This is a genomic window from Streptomyces sp. NPDC029151 (assembly GCF_055564315.1).
This window is the reverse complement of sequence record NZ_JBVHWQ010000006.1, coordinates 423,089-438,594: the sequence shown is the minus strand read 5'-3', so window position 1 is coordinate 438,594 and position 15,506 is coordinate 423,089. Positions and strand designations below refer to the sequence as shown.

The 15,506-nt window shown below is 73.4% G+C and carries 20 protein-coding genes; 10 read left to right on the top strand and 10 right to left on the bottom strand.

All coding sequences use genetic code 11. The features are described from left to right. Window positions 1-171: 171 nt before the first annotated feature. The 3 genes from ACZ4VF_RS24370 to ACZ4VF_RS24360 all read right to left on the bottom strand — a co-directional run bounded on the left by ACZ4VF_RS24370 (window position 172) and on the right by ACZ4VF_RS24360 (window position 1,658). Window positions 172-369, bottom strand: coding sequence for a hypothetical protein (locus ACZ4VF_RS24370; RefSeq protein WP_467928493.1), 198 nt, complete (start codon window positions 367-369; stop codon window positions 172-174). A 265-nt stretch (window positions 370-634) separates the two neighbouring features. Then, window positions 635-835: a DUF397 domain-containing protein gene (locus ACZ4VF_RS24365; RefSeq protein WP_467928492.1), complete on the bottom strand. Its 201-nt coding sequence runs from the start codon at window positions 833-835 to the stop codon at window positions 635-637. Continuing rightward, window positions 819-1,658 (bottom strand): helix-turn-helix domain-containing protein, encoded by an 840-nt coding sequence (locus ACZ4VF_RS24360; protein ID WP_467928641.1) that lies wholly within the window; start codon window positions 1,656-1,658, stop codon window positions 819-821. Before ACZ4VF_RS24360 ends, ACZ4VF_RS24365 begins: the two co-directional genes overlap by 17 nt. Window positions 1,659-1,772: 114 nt before the next feature. On the opposite strand from ACZ4VF_RS24360, the gene ACZ4VF_RS24355 reads away from it, so the two are divergent. The 5 genes from ACZ4VF_RS24355 to ACZ4VF_RS24335 all read left to right on the top strand — a co-directional run bounded on the left by ACZ4VF_RS24355 (window position 1,773) and on the right by ACZ4VF_RS24335 (window position 5,201). Then, window positions 1,773-1,976, top strand: a complete 204-nt coding sequence (locus tag ACZ4VF_RS24355; RefSeq protein WP_467928490.1) for a hypothetical protein — start codon at window positions 1,773-1,775, stop codon at window positions 1,974-1,976. 32 nt (window positions 1,977-2,008) lie between these two features. Next, window positions 2,009-2,206, top strand: a complete 198-nt coding sequence (locus ACZ4VF_RS24350; protein ID WP_467928489.1) for a hypothetical protein — start codon at window positions 2,009-2,011, stop codon at window positions 2,204-2,206. A gap of 10 nt (window positions 2,207-2,216) precedes the next feature. After that, window positions 2,217-3,494 (top strand): hypothetical protein, encoded by a 1,278-nt coding sequence (locus ACZ4VF_RS24345; protein WP_467928488.1) that lies wholly within the window; start codon window positions 2,217-2,219, stop codon window positions 3,492-3,494. Beyond that, entirely contained in the window at window positions 3,491-3,859 is a 369-nt protein-coding gene (locus ACZ4VF_RS24340) for an RICIN domain-containing protein (RefSeq protein ID WP_467928640.1), read from the top strand. The genes ACZ4VF_RS24345 and ACZ4VF_RS24340 overlap by 4 nt, the downstream gene beginning before the upstream one ends. A gap of 217 nt (window positions 3,860-4,076) precedes the next feature. Then, window positions 4,077-5,201 (top strand): NADH:flavin oxidoreductase, encoded by a 1,125-nt coding sequence (locus ACZ4VF_RS24335; RefSeq protein ID WP_467928486.1) that lies wholly within the window; start codon window positions 4,077-4,079, stop codon window positions 5,199-5,201. A gap of 33 nt (window positions 5,202-5,234) precedes the next feature. On the opposite strand, the gene ACZ4VF_RS24330 is transcribed toward ACZ4VF_RS24335, so the two are convergent. Next, the gene (locus tag ACZ4VF_RS24330; RefSeq protein WP_467928485.1) at window positions 5,235-5,807 is read right to left on the bottom strand and encodes a hypothetical protein; all 573 of its coding nucleotides are present in this window, start codon (window positions 5,805-5,807) and stop codon (window positions 5,235-5,237) included. Window positions 5,808-5,891: 84 nt separating this feature from the next. On the opposite strand from ACZ4VF_RS24330, the gene ACZ4VF_RS24325 reads away from it, so the two are divergent. Then, window positions 5,892-6,572 (top strand): class I SAM-dependent methyltransferase, encoded by a 681-nt coding sequence (locus tag ACZ4VF_RS24325; RefSeq protein WP_467928483.1) that lies wholly within the window; start codon window positions 5,892-5,894, stop codon window positions 6,570-6,572. Between the two features lie 13 nt (window positions 6,573-6,585). On the opposite strand, the gene murQ is transcribed toward ACZ4VF_RS24325, so the two are convergent. Together murQ and ACZ4VF_RS24315 are read right to left on the bottom strand one after the other, a co-directional pair. Beyond that, entirely contained in the window at window positions 6,586-7,509 is a 924-nt protein-coding gene (murQ, locus tag ACZ4VF_RS24320) for an N-acetylmuramic acid 6-phosphate etherase (protein WP_467928482.1), read from the bottom strand. A gap of 88 nt (window positions 7,510-7,597) precedes the next feature. Further along, window positions 7,598-8,503, bottom strand: coding sequence for a MurR/RpiR family transcriptional regulator (locus ACZ4VF_RS24315; protein WP_467928481.1), 906 nt, complete (start codon window positions 8,501-8,503; stop codon window positions 7,598-7,600). A gap of 56 nt (window positions 8,504-8,559) precedes the next feature. On the opposite strand from ACZ4VF_RS24315, the gene ACZ4VF_RS24310 reads away from it, so the two are divergent. Beyond that, window positions 8,560-8,943 (top strand): hypothetical protein, encoded by a 384-nt coding sequence (locus ACZ4VF_RS24310; RefSeq protein WP_467928479.1) that lies wholly within the window; start codon window positions 8,560-8,562, stop codon window positions 8,941-8,943. A 7-nt stretch (window positions 8,944-8,950) separates the two neighbouring features. Continuing rightward, window positions 8,951-9,226, top strand: a complete 276-nt coding sequence (locus ACZ4VF_RS24305) for a DUF4031 domain-containing protein (RefSeq protein ID WP_467928478.1) — start codon at window positions 8,951-8,953, stop codon at window positions 9,224-9,226. Here ACZ4VF_RS24305 and ACZ4VF_RS24300 read toward each other — a convergent pair. Further along, window positions 9,211-10,284: a GNAT family N-acetyltransferase gene (locus ACZ4VF_RS24300; RefSeq protein WP_467928639.1), complete on the bottom strand. Its 1,074-nt coding sequence runs from the start codon at window positions 10,282-10,284 to the stop codon at window positions 9,211-9,213. The genes ACZ4VF_RS24305 and ACZ4VF_RS24300 overlap by 16 nt on opposite strands. Window positions 10,285-10,334: 50 nt before the next feature. Next, window positions 10,335-10,985: an HD domain-containing protein gene (locus ACZ4VF_RS24295; protein ID WP_467928476.1), complete on the bottom strand. Its 651-nt coding sequence runs from the start codon at window positions 10,983-10,985 to the stop codon at window positions 10,335-10,337. Window positions 10,986-11,171: 186 nt separating this feature from the next. On the opposite strand from ACZ4VF_RS24295, the gene ACZ4VF_RS24290 reads away from it, so the two are divergent. Next, on the top strand, window positions 11,172-11,840 hold the full coding sequence (locus ACZ4VF_RS24290; protein ID WP_467928475.1) for a maleylpyruvate isomerase family mycothiol-dependent enzyme: 669 nt from the start codon (window positions 11,172-11,174) through the stop codon (window positions 11,838-11,840). 88 nt (window positions 11,841-11,928) lie between these two features. Continuing rightward, window positions 11,929-12,627: a copper homeostasis protein CutC gene (locus ACZ4VF_RS24285; RefSeq protein ID WP_467928473.1), complete on the top strand. Its 699-nt coding sequence runs from the start codon at window positions 11,929-11,931 to the stop codon at window positions 12,625-12,627. Here ACZ4VF_RS24285 and ACZ4VF_RS24280 read toward each other — a convergent pair. Next, window positions 12,624-13,226, bottom strand: coding sequence for an LppU/SCO3897 family protein (locus ACZ4VF_RS24280; RefSeq protein ID WP_467928471.1), 603 nt, complete (start codon window positions 13,224-13,226; stop codon window positions 12,624-12,626). The genes ACZ4VF_RS24285 and ACZ4VF_RS24280 overlap by 4 nt on opposite strands. 144 nt (window positions 13,227-13,370) lie before the next feature. Further along, window positions 13,371-15,425, bottom strand: a complete 2,055-nt coding sequence (locus tag ACZ4VF_RS24275; RefSeq protein WP_467928470.1) for a HelD family protein — start codon at window positions 15,423-15,425, stop codon at window positions 13,371-13,373. Window positions 15,426-15,506 lie beyond the last annotated feature (81 nt).

Here is a 15,506-nt window from a genome sequence, read left to right as displayed (position 1 = left end):
CCTCCGGCCTGCCCGGCACGCCGCACTCCGCGCACTCCAGGACCCGGCGGCGGCGGGTGGGGGACGGGTGCCGGCTCCGGTGGGAGCTTGTCGGTGAGACGGTGACGGACCAGGGCGGCGGGATGGTGGACCGGGGTGGGCAGGCCCTCGGTCAGGGCGCGGAGTACGGCCTCATCGGTGGCCCCCCCGCGCGAACCACTCCGTCAGCAGCGGGGCGAGTGCGGCGCAGTCGGCGGCGGAGAGGGACAGCACCGGAGCGGTGCGCCCCAGCGCGGCGAGCAGGACGTGGGCGCGGGAGCGGGTGGGACGGGCGCGCTCGCCCGGCGCCCCCGGGTGGGAGGCGGTGTCCTCCAGCCCCTTAGGCCACATGAAGGCAGTGATTGGCGGATTTGGGCCACCCCCATCGACCACCCACCCCCCTGACCTGCACCTTTGCTGCAGCCCCTGGCGCAAATCTGCCAATCACCGCCTAGAGCAGGGCCAGTGAGGCCCATGAGTCCCAGGGGAAGCCGCGAAGCCGCCCCGGCGTGCTGGTGAGGCGCGACCGCGTGCCCTTGCCGACGGGGCGTGTTCGGCCGACCCAGGGGCCCGGTGCCGGGGTGGGCCACTGCTCTTTCGGGCCGTGGCCCAACGGTCACTTGAAGGAAGAGGTGAAGGCGGCCCAGGCCTCGGCCCGGAACACGAGCTTCGGGCCGTGGGGGACCTTGGAGTCACGTACGGGGACGAGGGTGGGGTGGCCGTCGGCTACTTCCAGGCAATCGCCGCCGCTGCCGCCGCTGTACGTCGACTTGCGCCAGGTGGCCGTGTCCAGCAGGTGCTCAGGGATGGTCCTCATGTGCGTAATCCTGCGCCATCGTCTCGATGAGGACCAGGGACTTCTCCGGCGAGAGTGCGCACGCCGTGAGGAGTTCGTACGTGAACCGCTGGTGCCTGACGATGGCCGGGTCGTCCTCCAGTCGTCCTGTACCCACCCCCTCGAAGTACACCAGCGGAGGGGCGTCCTCGAAGTCCATCAGCTTGATGGAGCCCTCCATCGCAGCGTGCGCCCCCGCCCCGAACGGCAGGACCTGCACGATGGCGCGCCCCCGGCCGGCCAGACCGGCGATATGGCGCAGAGCATCTGCCATCACCTCGGTCCCGCCGGTCACCCGCCGCAGCGCAGCCTCATCAATCACCGACCACAACAGAGGGTCTGTTGGATGGTCGAGGATCTGGGCGCGCTCTATGCGAGCGGTCACCAGCCTGTCGATCTCGTTCTCGGGTGCCGTGGGCTGGTAAGCCCGGCACACGGCCCGTGCGTAAGCGGGTGTCTGGAGCAGTCCCGGGATGAGCAGCGGCGCGTACTGCCTGATTGCCGTCGCTTGAGCCTCGGCCTCCGCCGCCTCCGCGAAGTGCTCCGGATATTTCGACCTGGCCGCCGCCGTGCAGTTCCGCGTGAAGAAGTCCCCCGTCCCCAACACCTCATCCAACACCCGAGCCATCTCCGGCTGCATCCGCCGGGTCCCCGCCTCCAGCTGTCCGATGAACGACCCGCTCACGAACAGCCGTTGGCCCAGTTCCTCCTGGCTCAGGCCGGCCTTCTCTCTCGCGTGACGCAGCTCCGCTCCCAGCAGCGCACGGGGCGACGACGACGGGTCGAGGTCCTTGGGTCCAGGCATGAGCAACTCCCGGTTCACCAGCACAGCTTGTTGGGGCGTCGTATCTGGCCAGGCTAGACCGCACCCCGACACCCTGTGTGACGAATCGAGAACTCACCGTGGAGGTTGAACCGGGTGAACGAGACCGAGAAGGCCGTGGAAGAACTGCGTGCCGCCCTGCACGGCGTCGGCATCATCCTGCCCTCGCTCCGGGTCGATCCGGTGTCGGCGGCGCATGAGGAGCCGTACGCCCTGGTGGACCTGGGGCGCTGCAACCTGGGCGTGGCCTCGCGGCTGGCCGCGGCCCTGCGGGGTGCGGCGCGGGGTGGTGCGGAGTGAGGGGGCCCGCCGTCGGTACGTATGCCGTGGACGTGCGCAGCGGGCGGATCGGCGAGGTGATGGGGCACGTCGGCGGCTACGTGCAGCTGCGGCCCGTCGGAGGCGGGCGGGAGTGGGACTGTCCGCCGGAGACGGCCGAGCCGGCGCCGCCGGGTGATGTGCTGCGGGAGCGGGTGCGGCGGCTGAACCGGGAGGCCCGGCTTCTGGGCGCGGGTGAGCCGCCTCCCTAACATGTGCCGGATGACGAGAGAAGATCACCGCCCCCGGCGGCGCACCCTGCGTTCGGTCACCGCGGCGGCGGCCGGCGCGGTGCTGTTCGCCGGTGCGCTCGTGGGACTGGGCAGCGGTACGGCGTCCGCGGCGACCGCGATAACCGGCGTCAGTACGTCAGGGCTCATGATGCGGGCCGTGGCGAACTACAGCACCGCGATCGACAAGCCCGAGACACCGAACCCGTCGCTCGCCGGCCGGGACCTGACGGACCTGGCCGGCACCGGCGCCTCCGGCAAGTCCGGGCTGTGTTTTCCGACGCCCTTCAACCCGGGCGTCGACGCCGACGGCTACTGCTGGAACAACGCGGGCGACGACAGCGGCAGCAACGGCTGGGCCCCTCAGGGGTTCTCCGTCCCGCACACCGCCGCCGGCGACGGTGTCTGGCACTCCCACCGGTGGGAGGTGACCTCCTGGCACCACGGCACGTCGAACGACCTGGCCAAGCTCCGTTTCACCAACCGCGACACGGCTACCCCGACCTACTTCGACGTGCTCCTGGTCGTACCCGGCACCGACGGCTCGGTCCAGGCGCAGTCCGGTGACCACGCCGACGGTGTCGTCTGGTACGAGAACCGTCTGCTGGTCGCCCACGGGCGCTACCTCGACGTCTTCGACCTGGGCGACCTGAAGTACGACTCGGACAAGCCGAACGGGTTCTCGTACGTCCTGCCCGTGCGCTACACCTACCGGACGACCGCGACGGCGGACACCAAAGACACGTGCGCGGTCGCCAGCGGTACGGAGCCCTGCCTGAACGGCATCAGCTTCGACCGCGAGCACACGGCGCTGACGACGAACGAGTTCCTCGACGGTTCCGGTGCCCGGATCATCCGGTGGGACTTCGACACGGCCGCCGGGCTGCCCAAGGCCGACAGCGGCACGGTTCCCGGTGACGCCACGGCCGACGCGGCCTGGTCCTCGCCGGTGTGGAAGATGCAGGGTGTCGTCCAGACCGGGGGCACGTTCTACATCAGCGGCGCGTGCCCGTCCTCCTTCGACAACAGCTACCGGGAGCCCGCCTGTGTGCACAAGGGCGCGGTCGACACCGCCCCGTCTGTGCTCACCCAGGTGCCGGACATGGCGCAGAACCTGGACTGGGACGCCTCCACGGGCCGGATCCGCGGGGTGAACGAGGTGGCGCAGGCCGACCGGACGAACCCCCAGCGGCTGGTGTTCGACTTCAACCCCGCCGCCCGCGCCCTGACCACTGTGCGGCTCCGGAACGTCACAGCGGCAGGTGTCTGACGCCGTACGGGGCCAGCCTCGACAACGGCGCGAACGTCGTCCAGTGGGAGTGCAACGGCCACAGCGGCGAGAACTGGTACTGGAACGGTTCGGAGATCCGCAGCTTCCTCAGCGACCGCTGTCTGACGGTCTACGGCAGCAGCACCAGCAACGGCGCGAACGCCGTGCAGTGGACGTGCAACGGCAGCGCGGCCCAGCAGTGGACCCGTGCCGCCGGCGCGGGCGGCGGCTCGATGCTGGTCAACGGCAACAGCGGGAAGTGTCTGACGATCTACGGGGCCGGCGTCGGTGACGGCGCCCAGGCGACCCAGTGGACCTGCGACTCCACCGACCCCGCGCACGCGTGGATCGGCTACACCCCCTGACGGCGTAAGCCCCTCCCCGGCGATGGAGGTACCGCCATCGCCGGGGAAGGCGGGGCCCGCCCCGGCCGGCTTATGTCCGGGATCACACAGACGCCCCCACCCGGGTCGGGAATCCGGAACCGGCTTCCGGTATTACTTAAGGTGTTGCAACAATGCGCACGCACATACCAGTCGGTAACCCCGGCCGTCCGTCCCCTCCCGAACGAGGAGCCCCCACGTGACCACCACGCCCCCCGCCTCTCGCGCGGCCCGCGTCCTGTCCCGGCCGATCACGCTGAACGGCCTCACCGTCCCGAACCGGATCGTGATGGCCCCGATGACCCGGATGTTCTCCCCGGGCGGCATCCCGGGTGAGGACGTGCGCTCGTACTACGCGCGCCGCGCCGCCGCCGGTGTCGGCCTGATCGTCACCGAGGGCACCTACGTGGGCCACGAGTCGGCCGGGCAGAGCGACCGCGTCCCCCGCTTCCACGGCGAGGAGCAGCTGGCGGGCTGGGCGAAGGTCGCCGAGGACGTGCACGCGGCCGGTGGCCGGATCGTGCCCCAGCTGTGGCACATCGGCATGGTCCGCAAGCAGGGCGACGCCCCCTTCCCCGACGCCCCCGCCATGGGCCCCTCCGGCATCGAGACCGCCGGCGCCGAGCCCACCGGCAAGGAGATGACCCAGCGGGACCTGGACGACGTCATCGCCGCGTTCGCCGAGGCCGCTGCCGCCGCCGAGCGCATCGGCTTCGACGGCGTGGAGATCCACGGCGCCCACGGCTACCTGCTCGACCAGTTCCTGTGGGCCGGCACCAACCGCCGGACGGACGCCTACGGCGGCGACCCGGTGGCCCGTACCCGGTTCTCCGCCGAGATCGTGGCCGCCGTGCGCGAGTCGGTCTCGCCCGAGTTCCCGGTCATCTTCCGCTACTCGCAGTGGAAGCAGCAGGACTACACCGCCCGGCTCGCCGAGACCCCCGAGGAGCTGGAGGCCATCCTCACCCCGCTCGCCGCCGCCGGCGTCGACGTCTTCCACGCCTCCACCCGCCGCTACTGGCTGCCCGAGTTCGACGGCTCCGACCTGAACCTGGCCGGCTGGACCAAGAAGCTCACCGGCAAGCAGACCATCACCGTCGGTTCGGTGGGCCTCGACGGCGACTTCATCAACGCGTTCCAGGGCGAGGGCTCCCCGGTCCAGGGCATCGACAACCTGCTGGACCGCCTGGAGTCCGACGAGTTCGACATGGTGGCCATCGGCCGTGCGCTGCTCCAGGACCCGGAGTGGGCGGCCAAGGTGCTCTCCGACCGCTTCGACGAGCTGCAGCCGTACGACGCCGCGGCCGTCAAGACGCTCAGCTGAACCGGCCGTCGAGCGGCGGCCGGGCAGCGGTCGTCACAGGTTGCCCAGCGGCTCGATGTCGACCCGTACCGGCGTCCCCCACACCCGCAGCACCTCGTAGTCGGTGAACTCGTGCACGAGCCGGTAGGCCATCGCCGGGCGTGAGCCGCGCCGCTGGGCCGCGAGATAGGCCTCCGCCTCGTGCCGGTCCCGCCTCGGGGTGCCGCACAGCTGCCACTCCTGGCCGTTCCACAGCTCCGGCAGCCACCGCTGCTGCGGCTGGGGGCGGTCGCCGCGCACGCCGTACCGGGACGGGGCGGTGGGAGCCGGCCCGCCCGGGCGGGGCCTGCCGCCCTGGAACTCCGAGCGGCGGGCGGCCCGGCGCCGGGTCTCGCACAGCAGGCACAGGTCGGGCGCGCTCTCGTCCACGGGGCCCTGCGGGTGCTCGGGGCAGCGGGTGGCGGGCGCACCGGCGGAGACGGCGTCGTCGAGCAGGTCGAGGGCCCGCCGCAGATCGTCCTTGATCTCGTGCAGCCGGGCGTCCGGCGTGTCGGCGGTCAGGGCCTCCCCGTGCTCCCCGAGCACCCGCAGGGCCCGGCCGAGGGCGGTGAGCTGGGCATGGTTCATATCGGTCGCTGCCTCCTCCCCTCCATGGTGCCCTGGCCCGGAGGGCCGGCGTGGTCCGGGCCGGGGCGTGGTGGGGTGGGAGCCGTGACGACGACCCGTACCGCCCGCCTCCTCGACGCCCTGCACCGCTTCAACGCGGCCCACCCCTGGGACCACAACGCCCGCTACCACCCGTGGCTGTCACGGCAGTTGCCCCGCCGCTTCGGTACCGCGCTGGACGTCGGCTGCGGCAGCGGTGACGTGGTACGGCTGCTCGCCCGGCGGGCCCGGGAGGTGCACGGGGTGGACGCCGACGCGGAAATCCTCGCCCGGGCAAGGCAGTCGGCTCCTGCCTCCGCCGGTGCCCCGGCCGTCGTCGTCTACACCGTCGCCGACGCCTCCCGCGCGCTCCCGGACGGCCCCTACGACGTGATCACCTGTGTCGCCGTGCTCCACCACCTCCCGCTCGCCGAGACCCTCACCCGCCTCCGGGACCGGCTCGCGCCCGGCGGCACGCTCGTGGTCGTCGGCTGCGCGCGGGCGTCGGGAGCGCTGGACCACGCGCTCGGGCTGCCGGCCGTCGCGCTCAACCCGCTGGTGGGGTGGGTGAAGAACCGCGGCCGGCGGGCTCGGCGGCGGCCCGTGTCCATGACGGCCCGGACGAGCGAGCCGCGGGAGACCCGCACCGAGATCTCCCGCACGGCCCGCCGCATCCTGCCCGGCGCCCGGATCCGGCGCCGGCTGTTCTGGCGGTACACGCTGGTGTGGCGGGCGCCCGCGCCGTGAGGCCGGGGCCGGGTCAGCCCGGCGCGTGCGTCAGCGCGGCCCGCAGGTGGCCGCCGGACTCCTCCAGGAGGCGGGCGGCCGTGGGACCGTCGACGCCGGCGAGCAGGACCAGGATCGCGTGCTTCACCTCGCCGCCGGTCTCCGAGAGGGCCTTCTCGATCTCGGCGTCGCCCGCGCCCGTGGCGAGGGAGACGATCCGGTGCGAGCGGGCGCGGAGCTTGGCGTTGGAGGCGCGGACGTCGACCATCAGGTTCCCGTACGTCTTGCCGAGCCGGATCATCGTGATCGTCGACAGCATGTTCAGGACCAGCTTCTGTGCCGTCCCGGCCTTCAGCCGGGTGGAGCCGGTGATCAGCTCGGGGCCGACGACGACCTCGATGCCGTGCTCGGCGGCGGCGGCCAGCGCGCTGTGCGCGTTGCAGGCCAGGCCGACGGTCAGCGCGCCGAGCGCACGGGCGTGCTCGACGGCCCCGACGGCGTAGGGCGTACGACCGGACGCCGAGACGCCGACCACGCTGTCGTCCGGGGTGAGTCCGAGCGCGTCCAGGTCCCGGCGGGCCAGATCCCGGGAGTCCTCCGCGCCCTCCACGGAGGTGACCATGGCCGTGGGGCCGCCCGCGATCAGGCCGACGACCTGGTCCGGGTCGGTGTTGAAGGTGGGCGGGCACTCGGAGGCGTCCAGCACGCCCAGCCGTCCGGCGGTGCCGGCCCCGGCGTAGACGAGCCGTCCGCCGCGGTTCATACGCGCGGCCACGGCGTCGATGGCGGCGGCGATCCGGGGCAGCTGTCCGGCCACGGCGCCGGGGACGCCCGCGTCCTCGTCGTTCATCAGCCGGGCGAGGTCCAGGGTGGGCAGCCGGTCGATGTCGGCCAGTTCGGGCCGGAAGGCTTCGGTGGTCAGGGAGGCGAGCTGACTGCGGAGGTCATGAGAGGTCATGGGGGGTGGCTCTCTCCAGTACGGGGGCGTGCTTTCCCTACGGTCTATCGCCCTGCGGTTCGTCGACTGCGGTCCATCGTTCCGCGGCTCACCGCGCGGCGCTGCGGTGCCGGTGGGCCAGCGCCTCGTAGGACGCGGCCAAGGCCGGCGCCGCGGTCTCGTACGTCCGCTGTGCCACTCCCACGAACAGGCAGTCCACCACCAGCAGCTGACTCGTCCGCGAGGACATCGCGGCGGGCCGCAGCTCGGTCTCCCGCGAGGTCGAGGTGGTCAGCACCAGGTCGGCGTACTGGGTGACCGCCGAGTCGGGCCTGCCGGTGACGGCCACCGTCGTCGCGCCGTGCTCGAAGGCCACCCGGAGTGGCTCGATGACGTCCCCCGTGGACCCCGAATGCGTGATCGCGATCGCCACGTCACCCGAACGGAGCTGCACGGCGTTGGTCACCGCGAGGTGCGGATCGCTGTGCGCGTGGGCTATGAGCCCTATCCGCAGGAGCTTCTGGGTGAGGTCCTGGGCGACCAGTCCGGACGCTCCTATGCCGTACACGTCGGTGCGGCGGGCGGCCGTGAGGGCGGTGACGGCCGCGTCGAGCTGCACGGTGTCGATGCCGGCGGCGGTGTCGGCGAGGGTCTGCTGTTCCTCGTAGGCCAGCTTGGCGACGACGTCGGCGATGGGGTCGTCCACCGCGATGTCCGTGGTGATCGCGGGCGCGCGGCCGGACTGCTGCTGGGCGGCGAGCCCGGCGAGGGCGAGCCGCAGATCGCGGTAGCCCGGGTAACCGAGCAGCCGGGCGGTGCGGACGACCGTGGCCTCGCTGGTGCCGGTGAGTTCGGCGAGCCCGGTGACCGTGAGCGCGGCGCAGCCGGCCGGGTCGCCGGCGACGGCCTCGGCGACGCGCTGCATGGACCGGGTCATGGACGGGGCGAGGGTGCGCACCTTGGCGGCGAGGGATCCCCCCGGGCTGCCGAAACTTTCCTTCACGTCCTGGGTCACGCATGAAAGATATTTTCGGTTCGGTGTCGCGGTCAAGAGTGCGCACAATGGGGTGCATGGACCCCATCAGCCCCCTGGAACAGGCGTTGCACGCGGCCCGCGCCCTGGTGCTCGCGGACCTGGTCGCCGGCCAGGTCGCGGAGGCGGACGTGGTGTCGCTGGTGGAGGACTCCATCGCGCAGCGGCGCTGGTGGGTGGAGCAGTGGCCGGACGGCCTGGCCTTCGTCGCCGGACTGGTCGCCCAGGACGTCCAGGACGCCCTGCTGGACCGGTACGGCCGCTGGCCGCTGTGCCCGGTGTGCGGCTCCGGAGACCCGCACGCCCTGGACGTGGAACCGGAACTGGGCCCCGACCCCCACTGGGTGTGCCACAAGGCCGGCGTGAAGGTCGCCTCCGTCGGCTCCCTGGCCACGGCCACCGGCGGGATGACGTCCTCGTGAGGCACCGGTGACCCTCTACATCGACCCGCCCGCCTGGCCGGGCCACGGCCGCCTGTGGTCCCACCTGGTCAGTGACGTCTCCTACGACGAACTCCACGCGTTCGCCGCCGGGTTGGGCGTCCCCCGCCGGGCCTTCGACGGCGACCACTACGACGTCCCGTCCCACCGCTACGCGGACGTGGTGGCGGCGGGGGCGGTGGAGGTCAGCAGCCGCGAGGTGGTCCGGCTGCTGACGTCCTCCGGGCTGCGCCGGCGCAAGGGGCCGGCTCAGCGGCGCAGGTAGAGCAGCAGCCCCGCGTCCATGTCGTGCTCGTCCCGGGCGGTGCGTTCCTCCTCCACCGTCGCCCGGGTGAAGCCCGCCCGGCCCACCACGTGCTGTGAGGGCAGGTTGTCGCGCTCGACCGTGGCGATGACCGTGTCGACGTCGTCCCGGGCCAGGGCCCACTCGGTCAGGGCGCGCAGTGCCTCGGTGGCGTAGCCGTTGCCGCGGGCGCCGGGGACGAGGTCGTAGCCGATCTCCACCCGGCGCTCGTCGTCCGGGGCGCCGTGGAAGCCGATGCCGCCGACCGCCCGGCCGTCCTCGGCGCGGACGAGGGCGAAGACGCCGAACTCGGGGCGGTGGACGCCGGCTTCGTACGCCTTCATCAGGTGGGAGCATGCCTCACTGGTGCCCTCGTACGGGCCGCCGCCCAGCCAGTCGAAGCCGCCGGTGCCGCCCAGGCGCAGATCGTCGGCGACGGCCGGGCGGATCCCGGTGAGGGTGAGGCGTTCGGCGGGGATGACGAGGTTGTTGTACCAGGTCCAGTCGGTGACCGGGGCGCGGCCGGGCAGCTCGCCGCGGCCGGTCGCCCACAGCAGGGTCGGCCAGGGTGCGGGACCGGGCTGGACGTGCGGGAAGAGCCAGGCCAGGGCGGCTTCGGCGAGGTCGGCGGGGGGTTCGTAGGGCAGGCCGAGGCCGCGGGTGATGTCGTGGGTGTGCAGCAGCGCCTCGGTGACGCACATCGCGGCGAAGCCCTCGCGGTCGGCGCTGCCGAAGGGGAAGGAGTGGAAGGCGCGCACACCCGGCGGTGCGGTGCGGACCGCGGCGGCCAGCACGGCGCCGGTCGCCTCGATCACCTGGAGCAGTCCGGCGTTGTCGGTGCCCTCGGGGAGGGTGAGGTTCAGCGGGATGCGGCGCGGGGCGCGGGCGGCGAGCTGGCCGGCGTACTTGGTGAGGGCCTGTGCGATGTGGAGCGCGGTGGTACGGCAACTCCAGTCCAGACCGGCCGCGTCGACGGCCTCCCAGTCCCGGTCCACCGCCGCGCGCAGTGCGTCCGTGCAGCTGGTGACAGCCGCCTCCACCTGGTCCCCGCTCGTGGTCCGCATGCGCGCACAGTACGGCGGCGAGGCCCTCAGGTCGACAGCATTTCCAGCTCCGACGCGAGGTTGTGGCGAGCGGTGGCCTCCCAGTGCTCCTGGCCGTACGGGGTGCGGAACAGGCGGGGCAGGTCCAGGAGTTGGCGCAGGACCGCCGAGCGGCCCCGGCGGAAGGCGTCGCTCGGGACGAAGTGGTACTCCTCGCGGACCTCGGCGGTGTACACGGCGTACGCCGACGGGGGCGCGGCCAGGATCGCGAGGTCGGCGTCGCACAGCACCTGGCCGTCGCGGTCGTCGTCGGCCGGGTCGTGCGTGACGGTGAGCCGGACCAGCCGGGCCACCTCCGCCGTCTTCGCGTCCGGTACCCCGGCCTCCGGCAGGGCGCGTTCGGCCAGCCGCGCCGAGCGTTCCTCGTTCTCGGACCGCTCGGGGAGGTAGACCGCGTCGTGGAACCAGGCCGCCAGCCGGACCACGTCCGGGTCGTCCGCGTACGCCTCCAGCGTGTCGACGTGGTCGAGTACGGCGGTGAGGTGGGCCACCGTGTGGTACCGGCGCTGCGGCTCCTGCCAGCGGGCGAGCAGGTTGTCGGCGTACGGGGCGGGGTCGGGGTCGGAGCCGCCGCCGGGGGCACGGGATGCTTCCAGGGCGCGGGCGAAGCGGAGGCGCAGGGCGTCGAGGTCGGCCATGGGGCCATTCTTCCGCGCGGGGCGGCGGACGCCCGCGTCCCGGGCCGCTTCTTCGGCCGGCTGCCTGGCCGTGCCCTCTCCCCGGGCGGCCGCCGCGCCGTCGCCGTGTCCCGCCGTCTCCCCGTTTCGGCTGCCCGTCCGTTTCCCGCGTGACGGCCCGCCCCGGTCGCCCCTAGCGTGGCCGACATGACTGACACGCTGGAAGCACGCGATCCCGAACTCCCCGGCCGGCTGCTGGCCGTCGAGCGTGACGCCCTCGTGCCGCTGCTGCGGTCCCGGCCCGACTCCGACTTCGCGCTGCCGACGGCCGCGTGTCCGGGGTGGACGGTGCGGGACGTGCTGGCGCACTGTTCCGCCGCGCTGACGCGGGTGGTGGAGAGCCGGTTGGAGGAGGGCGTGTTCTCGCCCGAGTCGAACGACCGGGACATCGCCGAGCGGGCCGACTGGACGAACGCCCGGATCGTGGACGAGCTGGAACGGGGGATGACCGAGGCCGGTCCGGTGATCGCCCGGGGCGACGGGAGGCTGGACCTGATCGCGCTGGGCGAGTGGGTGCACGCCGGGGACGTGCGGGAGGTGCTGGGCGAGCCCGGGGCGTACGCCGGGGCGGGGCTGCCGCACGCGCTGGCCCTGCTGGTGCGGCACACCCGGCAGAGGGAGCACGTGCCGCTCCACGCCGACCTCGACGACCTGGACGAGCCGCTGCGGCTCGGCGCGCCGGCCGGGGACGGTCCGCCCGCCCGGTACATCGGCGACGCCCCCACGCTCGTCCGGCTGTACTCGGGACGGCCGGTGCCGGCGGCGGCCTACGAGCTGGCGGGGGTGCGCGAGAAGGAGCTGAACATCTTCGGGTGACCGGCGGCACCGTGGCGCTCCGGTACCGGCGTACTCTTGAATTGGACTAGACCTGTAGTCGCCCGAGAACGCCGAGGAATGGGGTGCCATGAGCAAGCGTGCGGTCCTGGAGGTGATCGCCCTCGACGTCGAGGACGCGGTCGCCGCCCAGGCGGGAGGCGCGGACCGGCTGGAACTGGTCACCGAGATGGCGGCCGACGGGCTCACCCCCGCGCCCGCCACGGTCGCCGCGATCCGTGCCGCCGTCGACATCGAGCTGCGCGTCATGCTCCGGCTCGCGGACGGGTTCGCCGCCGGTGACGTCGACCGGCTGGTCGGCGTGGCCGGCGAGCTGCGGGAGGCCGGCGCCGACCAGTTCGTCCTGGGCTTCCTCGCCGAGGACGGCGGCGTCGACCTGGCCGCGGTGGAGCGGGTCGTCGGCGCGCTCGGCGGCTGCCCGTGGACCTTCCACCGGGCGATCGACCGGGCCGCCGACCGCGACGCCCTGCGCAAGCAGCTCGCCGACCTGCCCGGCCTCGACACCTACCTCACCGCCGGCTCCGCCTCGGGCGTGGACGAGGGCCTGCCCACGCTGCTCGCCGAGGCGGCCCACGGCGGCGAGCCGGGGTACGGGCAGCAGATCCTGGTCGGCGGCGGACTGCGCCTCGACCACGTCCCGCGGCTCCGGGCCGGCGGGATCGAGGCCTTCCACATCGGCGGCGCGGCCCGCCCCGACGGCTGGCAGGGCCCGGTCTCGGCGGACGCGGTGGCCGAGTGGCGTACGACGCTGGACGGGGTGGCCGGCTAGTCCCTCACCGGCTGCAGGCACAGCGCGAGGTCGCCGCTCTCGCTGTACTCCGGGTACGCGTAGTAGGCGCCGGACCCGCAGGCGGGGGCGTCCGGCCGGTGGACGCGGAACTCCGCCCGCGGTGAGCCGCAGTCCACGGGCCGCAGGTCCTGCTCGGGCCAGTCCGCTTCGTTGCGGGCGCACGAGCCGGGCGTCAGGGTGGGGTGCCCGCTCCCGCCGGAGTCGGCCACCATGCCGATGACCAGGAGCACCGGGACGGCGAGGACCAGCCCGGCGAGGGCGAGCAGCGGGACGAGCGCGACCAGGCCCGCGGGCCGCCTCAGCAGCGGGCGGCCGGGGTCCAGCGAAGGGCGCCAGGCGGCCGTGGCCGGCGGCGGGAGCTTCCTGATGCGGGACAGCTCCCCGAGGTTGATCAGCAGGACGAACGGGGTGATGAGCATCGACAGGGGGCCCCACCAGCCCTGGACGAGGGTGTCCGCCTGCATCTTCCGCGCGACGGCCAGCCCGCAGGTGCGGCACAGCACGCCCTGGCGCCGCAGGAACCGCATGACCACCACCATCCCCTGGTGCCCGCGCACCGTCACCGGCACGGCGGGCATCGCCCCGCACACCTCGCACCCGGGGCCGGGCGGCTGCTGGGGCGGGTACGGTCCCGGCTGCCGCGGGTACGGGGACGCGTACGGCGGGTATGGCGTGCTCAACGGGGGCCTCTCCACGGGGACATGGCGGAACGGCACAGCACCCTACTCGGCGAGCTGCGGCGGCAGCGGTGCCGTGTGCGTCACGACCAGGCCCGACACCGCCCGGGTCAGCGCCACGTACAGGCGCCGCAGGCCCGTGCGTTCGTCCGGCTCGCCGTCCACCACGGCCTGCGGCTCGTCCAGGACCACGTAGTCGTACTCCAGGCCCTTGGCGAGCGAGGCGGGGACCAGGGTCAGCCGGGTCTCGCGGGTGGTCTCCTCGCCGGGGGCCAGGAAGGGGATGCCCGCCGCCGTCAGCGCCTCGGCGAGAACGGGGACGCGGGCGTCGGCGGCGATCAGACCGGTCGATCCCTCGTTGCGCAGCAACTCCTCGCAGGCGGCGACGGTGTCGGCCGTCGCCGTGACCGTGCGGACCTCGAAGAAACCGGGGTTCTCCCGGACGGAGGCGACCGGGGCGAGGCCGGGCGCGATGTGCGGCAGCAGCCGGGAGGCGTACGCGATGACGTCCGTCGGCACGCGGAAACCGGCGGTCAGTTCCTCGACGGCTCCCTCCGGCTTGCCGAGGTGGGCCAGCGCCTCCGCCCAGCTGCGGGTCGCCCACGGGGTCGTCCCCTGCGCGAGGTCGCCTAGCACGGTCGCGCTGCCGGTGGTGCAGCGGCGGCCGACGGCCCGGTACTGCATGGGGGAGAGGTCCTGTGCCTCGTCCAGGACGACATGGCCGAGCGAGGACGTGCGCTGGACCAGGTCGGCCGCCTCGTCGACCAGCACGGCGTCCGCCGAAGACCACCTGGCCGACTTCACGCTGCGCACCGGCTTCGCCCACAGGATCGTCTTCTGCTCGTCCTCGGTCAGCACACCGTCGGCGTGCTCGGCGAGGAACTCCGCGTCGGTGAGCAGCCGCAGCACCAGCTTCGCCGGGTCGACGGCCGGCCAGACGGTCTTCACGGCCGCCTTCACCGCGCTGTTGCGGGCCACCGCGTCCTGCACCCGGTCGTCGGGCGCCTCCCCGGCCCGCTCCATCTGCACCAGCACCGCGTGCGCGATCCGCTGCGGCAGGGCCTCGCGGGCGGCGCCGTAGCGGATGTCCCGGGCCAGCAACTCCCGGACGATCTCCTCCAGTTCGTACGCCGGAACCCGCCAGCGCCGCGACCCGCGCACCACCACGACCGGCTCGGTGGGCAGGGTCACGTGGGAGTACAGGGCGCGTCTGAGGACCTCGGCCATCCGGGCGTCGCCCTTGACGATCGCGGCGGCGGCCTCGTCCGTGCCGCGCACCTCCACGTGCGCGACCAGGTCGTCCACGGTCGCCTGCCGCACGGTCAGCTCGCCGAGCGCGGGCAGGACCTGCTCGATGTAGTGCAGGAAGGAGCGGTTCGGCCCGATGACCAGGGTGCCGGTGCGGGCCAGCCGCTCCCGGTGGGCGTAGAGGAGGTACGCGACCCGGTGCAGGCCGACGGCGGTCTTCCCGGTGCCCGGGCCGCCCTGCACGCAGACCGTGCCGCCGAGGCCGCTGCGGACGATCTCGTCCTGCTCGGGCTGGATGGTGGCGACGATGTCCCGCATCGGGCCGACACGCGGCCGCTCGATCTCCCGCTGGAGCAGTTTGCTGGTGGTCGCCGCCTCCTCCGGGTCGGAGAGGCGCTCGTCCTCGTACGCGGTGAGCTCGCCGCCGGTGTAACCGAAGCGGCGGCGCAGCCCGACGTCCATGGGGTCCTTCTTCGACGCCCGGTAGAACGGCTGCGAGACCGGCGCGCGCCAGTCGATGACCATGGGGTCGCCGTCGGCGTCGTGCACGTGCCGCCGTCCGATGTAGAACTCCTCCCCTTCGGCACCCTCCGCCTGCTCCGCCCCCGGGGCGTGCAGGTAGTCGAGCCGGCCGAAGAACAGCGGGGTGTCGCTGAGGTCGGCCAGCGCCTTGATGCGCTCCCCGATCTGGTGCTCCAGGATCCGGGCGTTCACCCAGTTCGCCGTGACATCGCTGATGTCCAGCGCCTCCACGTCCTCCCGCATGGCGCGCAGGGCGGCACGGGAGGCGGCGAGGTGGGAGCGCTCTCGGGCGAGCGGACCGTCGAGGGTGTCGTGGGCGGGCGTGGACAAGGGAGTGCCTCCGGTGGGCGTGCTGCGTGGCTACGACGGTGCCGCCCGGTTTCCGGCCGGACGGCGGCACTCCGAGAGGAG

Excerpts from the sequence above, each read along its gene's own strand:
- ACZ4VF_RS24285 (WP_467928473.1), top strand. The coding sequence starts at position 11,929 with ATGAGCAAGCGTGCGGTCCTGGAGGTGATCGCCCTCGACGTCGAGGAC.
- ACZ4VF_RS24365 (WP_467928492.1), bottom strand. The coding sequence starts at position 835 with ATGAGGACCATCCCTGAGCACCTGCTGGACACGGCCACCTGGCGCAAG.
- ACZ4VF_RS24290 (WP_467928475.1), top strand. The coding sequence starts at position 11,172 with ATGACTGACACGCTGGAAGCACGCGATCCCGAACTCCCCGGCCGGCTG.
- murQ (WP_467928482.1), bottom strand. The coding sequence starts at position 7,509 with ATGACCTCTCATGACCTCCGCAGTCAGCTCGCCTCCCTGACCACCGAA.
- ACZ4VF_RS24280 (WP_467928471.1), bottom strand. The coding sequence starts at position 13,226 with ATGCCCGCCGTGCCGGTGACGGTGCGCGGGCACCAGGGGATGGTGGTG.
- ACZ4VF_RS24330 (WP_467928485.1), bottom strand. The coding sequence starts at position 5,807 with ATGAACCATGCCCAGCTCACCGCCCTCGGCCGGGCCCTGCGGGTGCTC.
- ACZ4VF_RS24345 (WP_467928488.1), top strand. The coding sequence starts at position 2,217 with ATGACGAGAGAAGATCACCGCCCCCGGCGGCGCACCCTGCGTTCGGTC.
- ACZ4VF_RS24295 (WP_467928476.1), bottom strand. The coding sequence starts at position 10,985 with ATGGCCGACCTCGACGCCCTGCGCCTCCGCTTCGCCCGCGCCCTGGAA.
- ACZ4VF_RS24360 (WP_467928641.1), bottom strand. The coding sequence starts at position 1,658 with ATGCCTGGACCCAAGGACCTCGACCCGTCGTCGTCGCCCCGTGCGCTG.
- ACZ4VF_RS24310 (WP_467928479.1), top strand. The coding sequence starts at position 8,560 with ATGGACCCCATCAGCCCCCTGGAACAGGCGTTGCACGCGGCCCGCGCC.
- ACZ4VF_RS24370 (WP_467928493.1), bottom strand. The coding sequence starts at position 369 with ATGTGGCCTAAGGGGCTGGAGGACACCGCCTCCCACCCGGGGGCGCCG.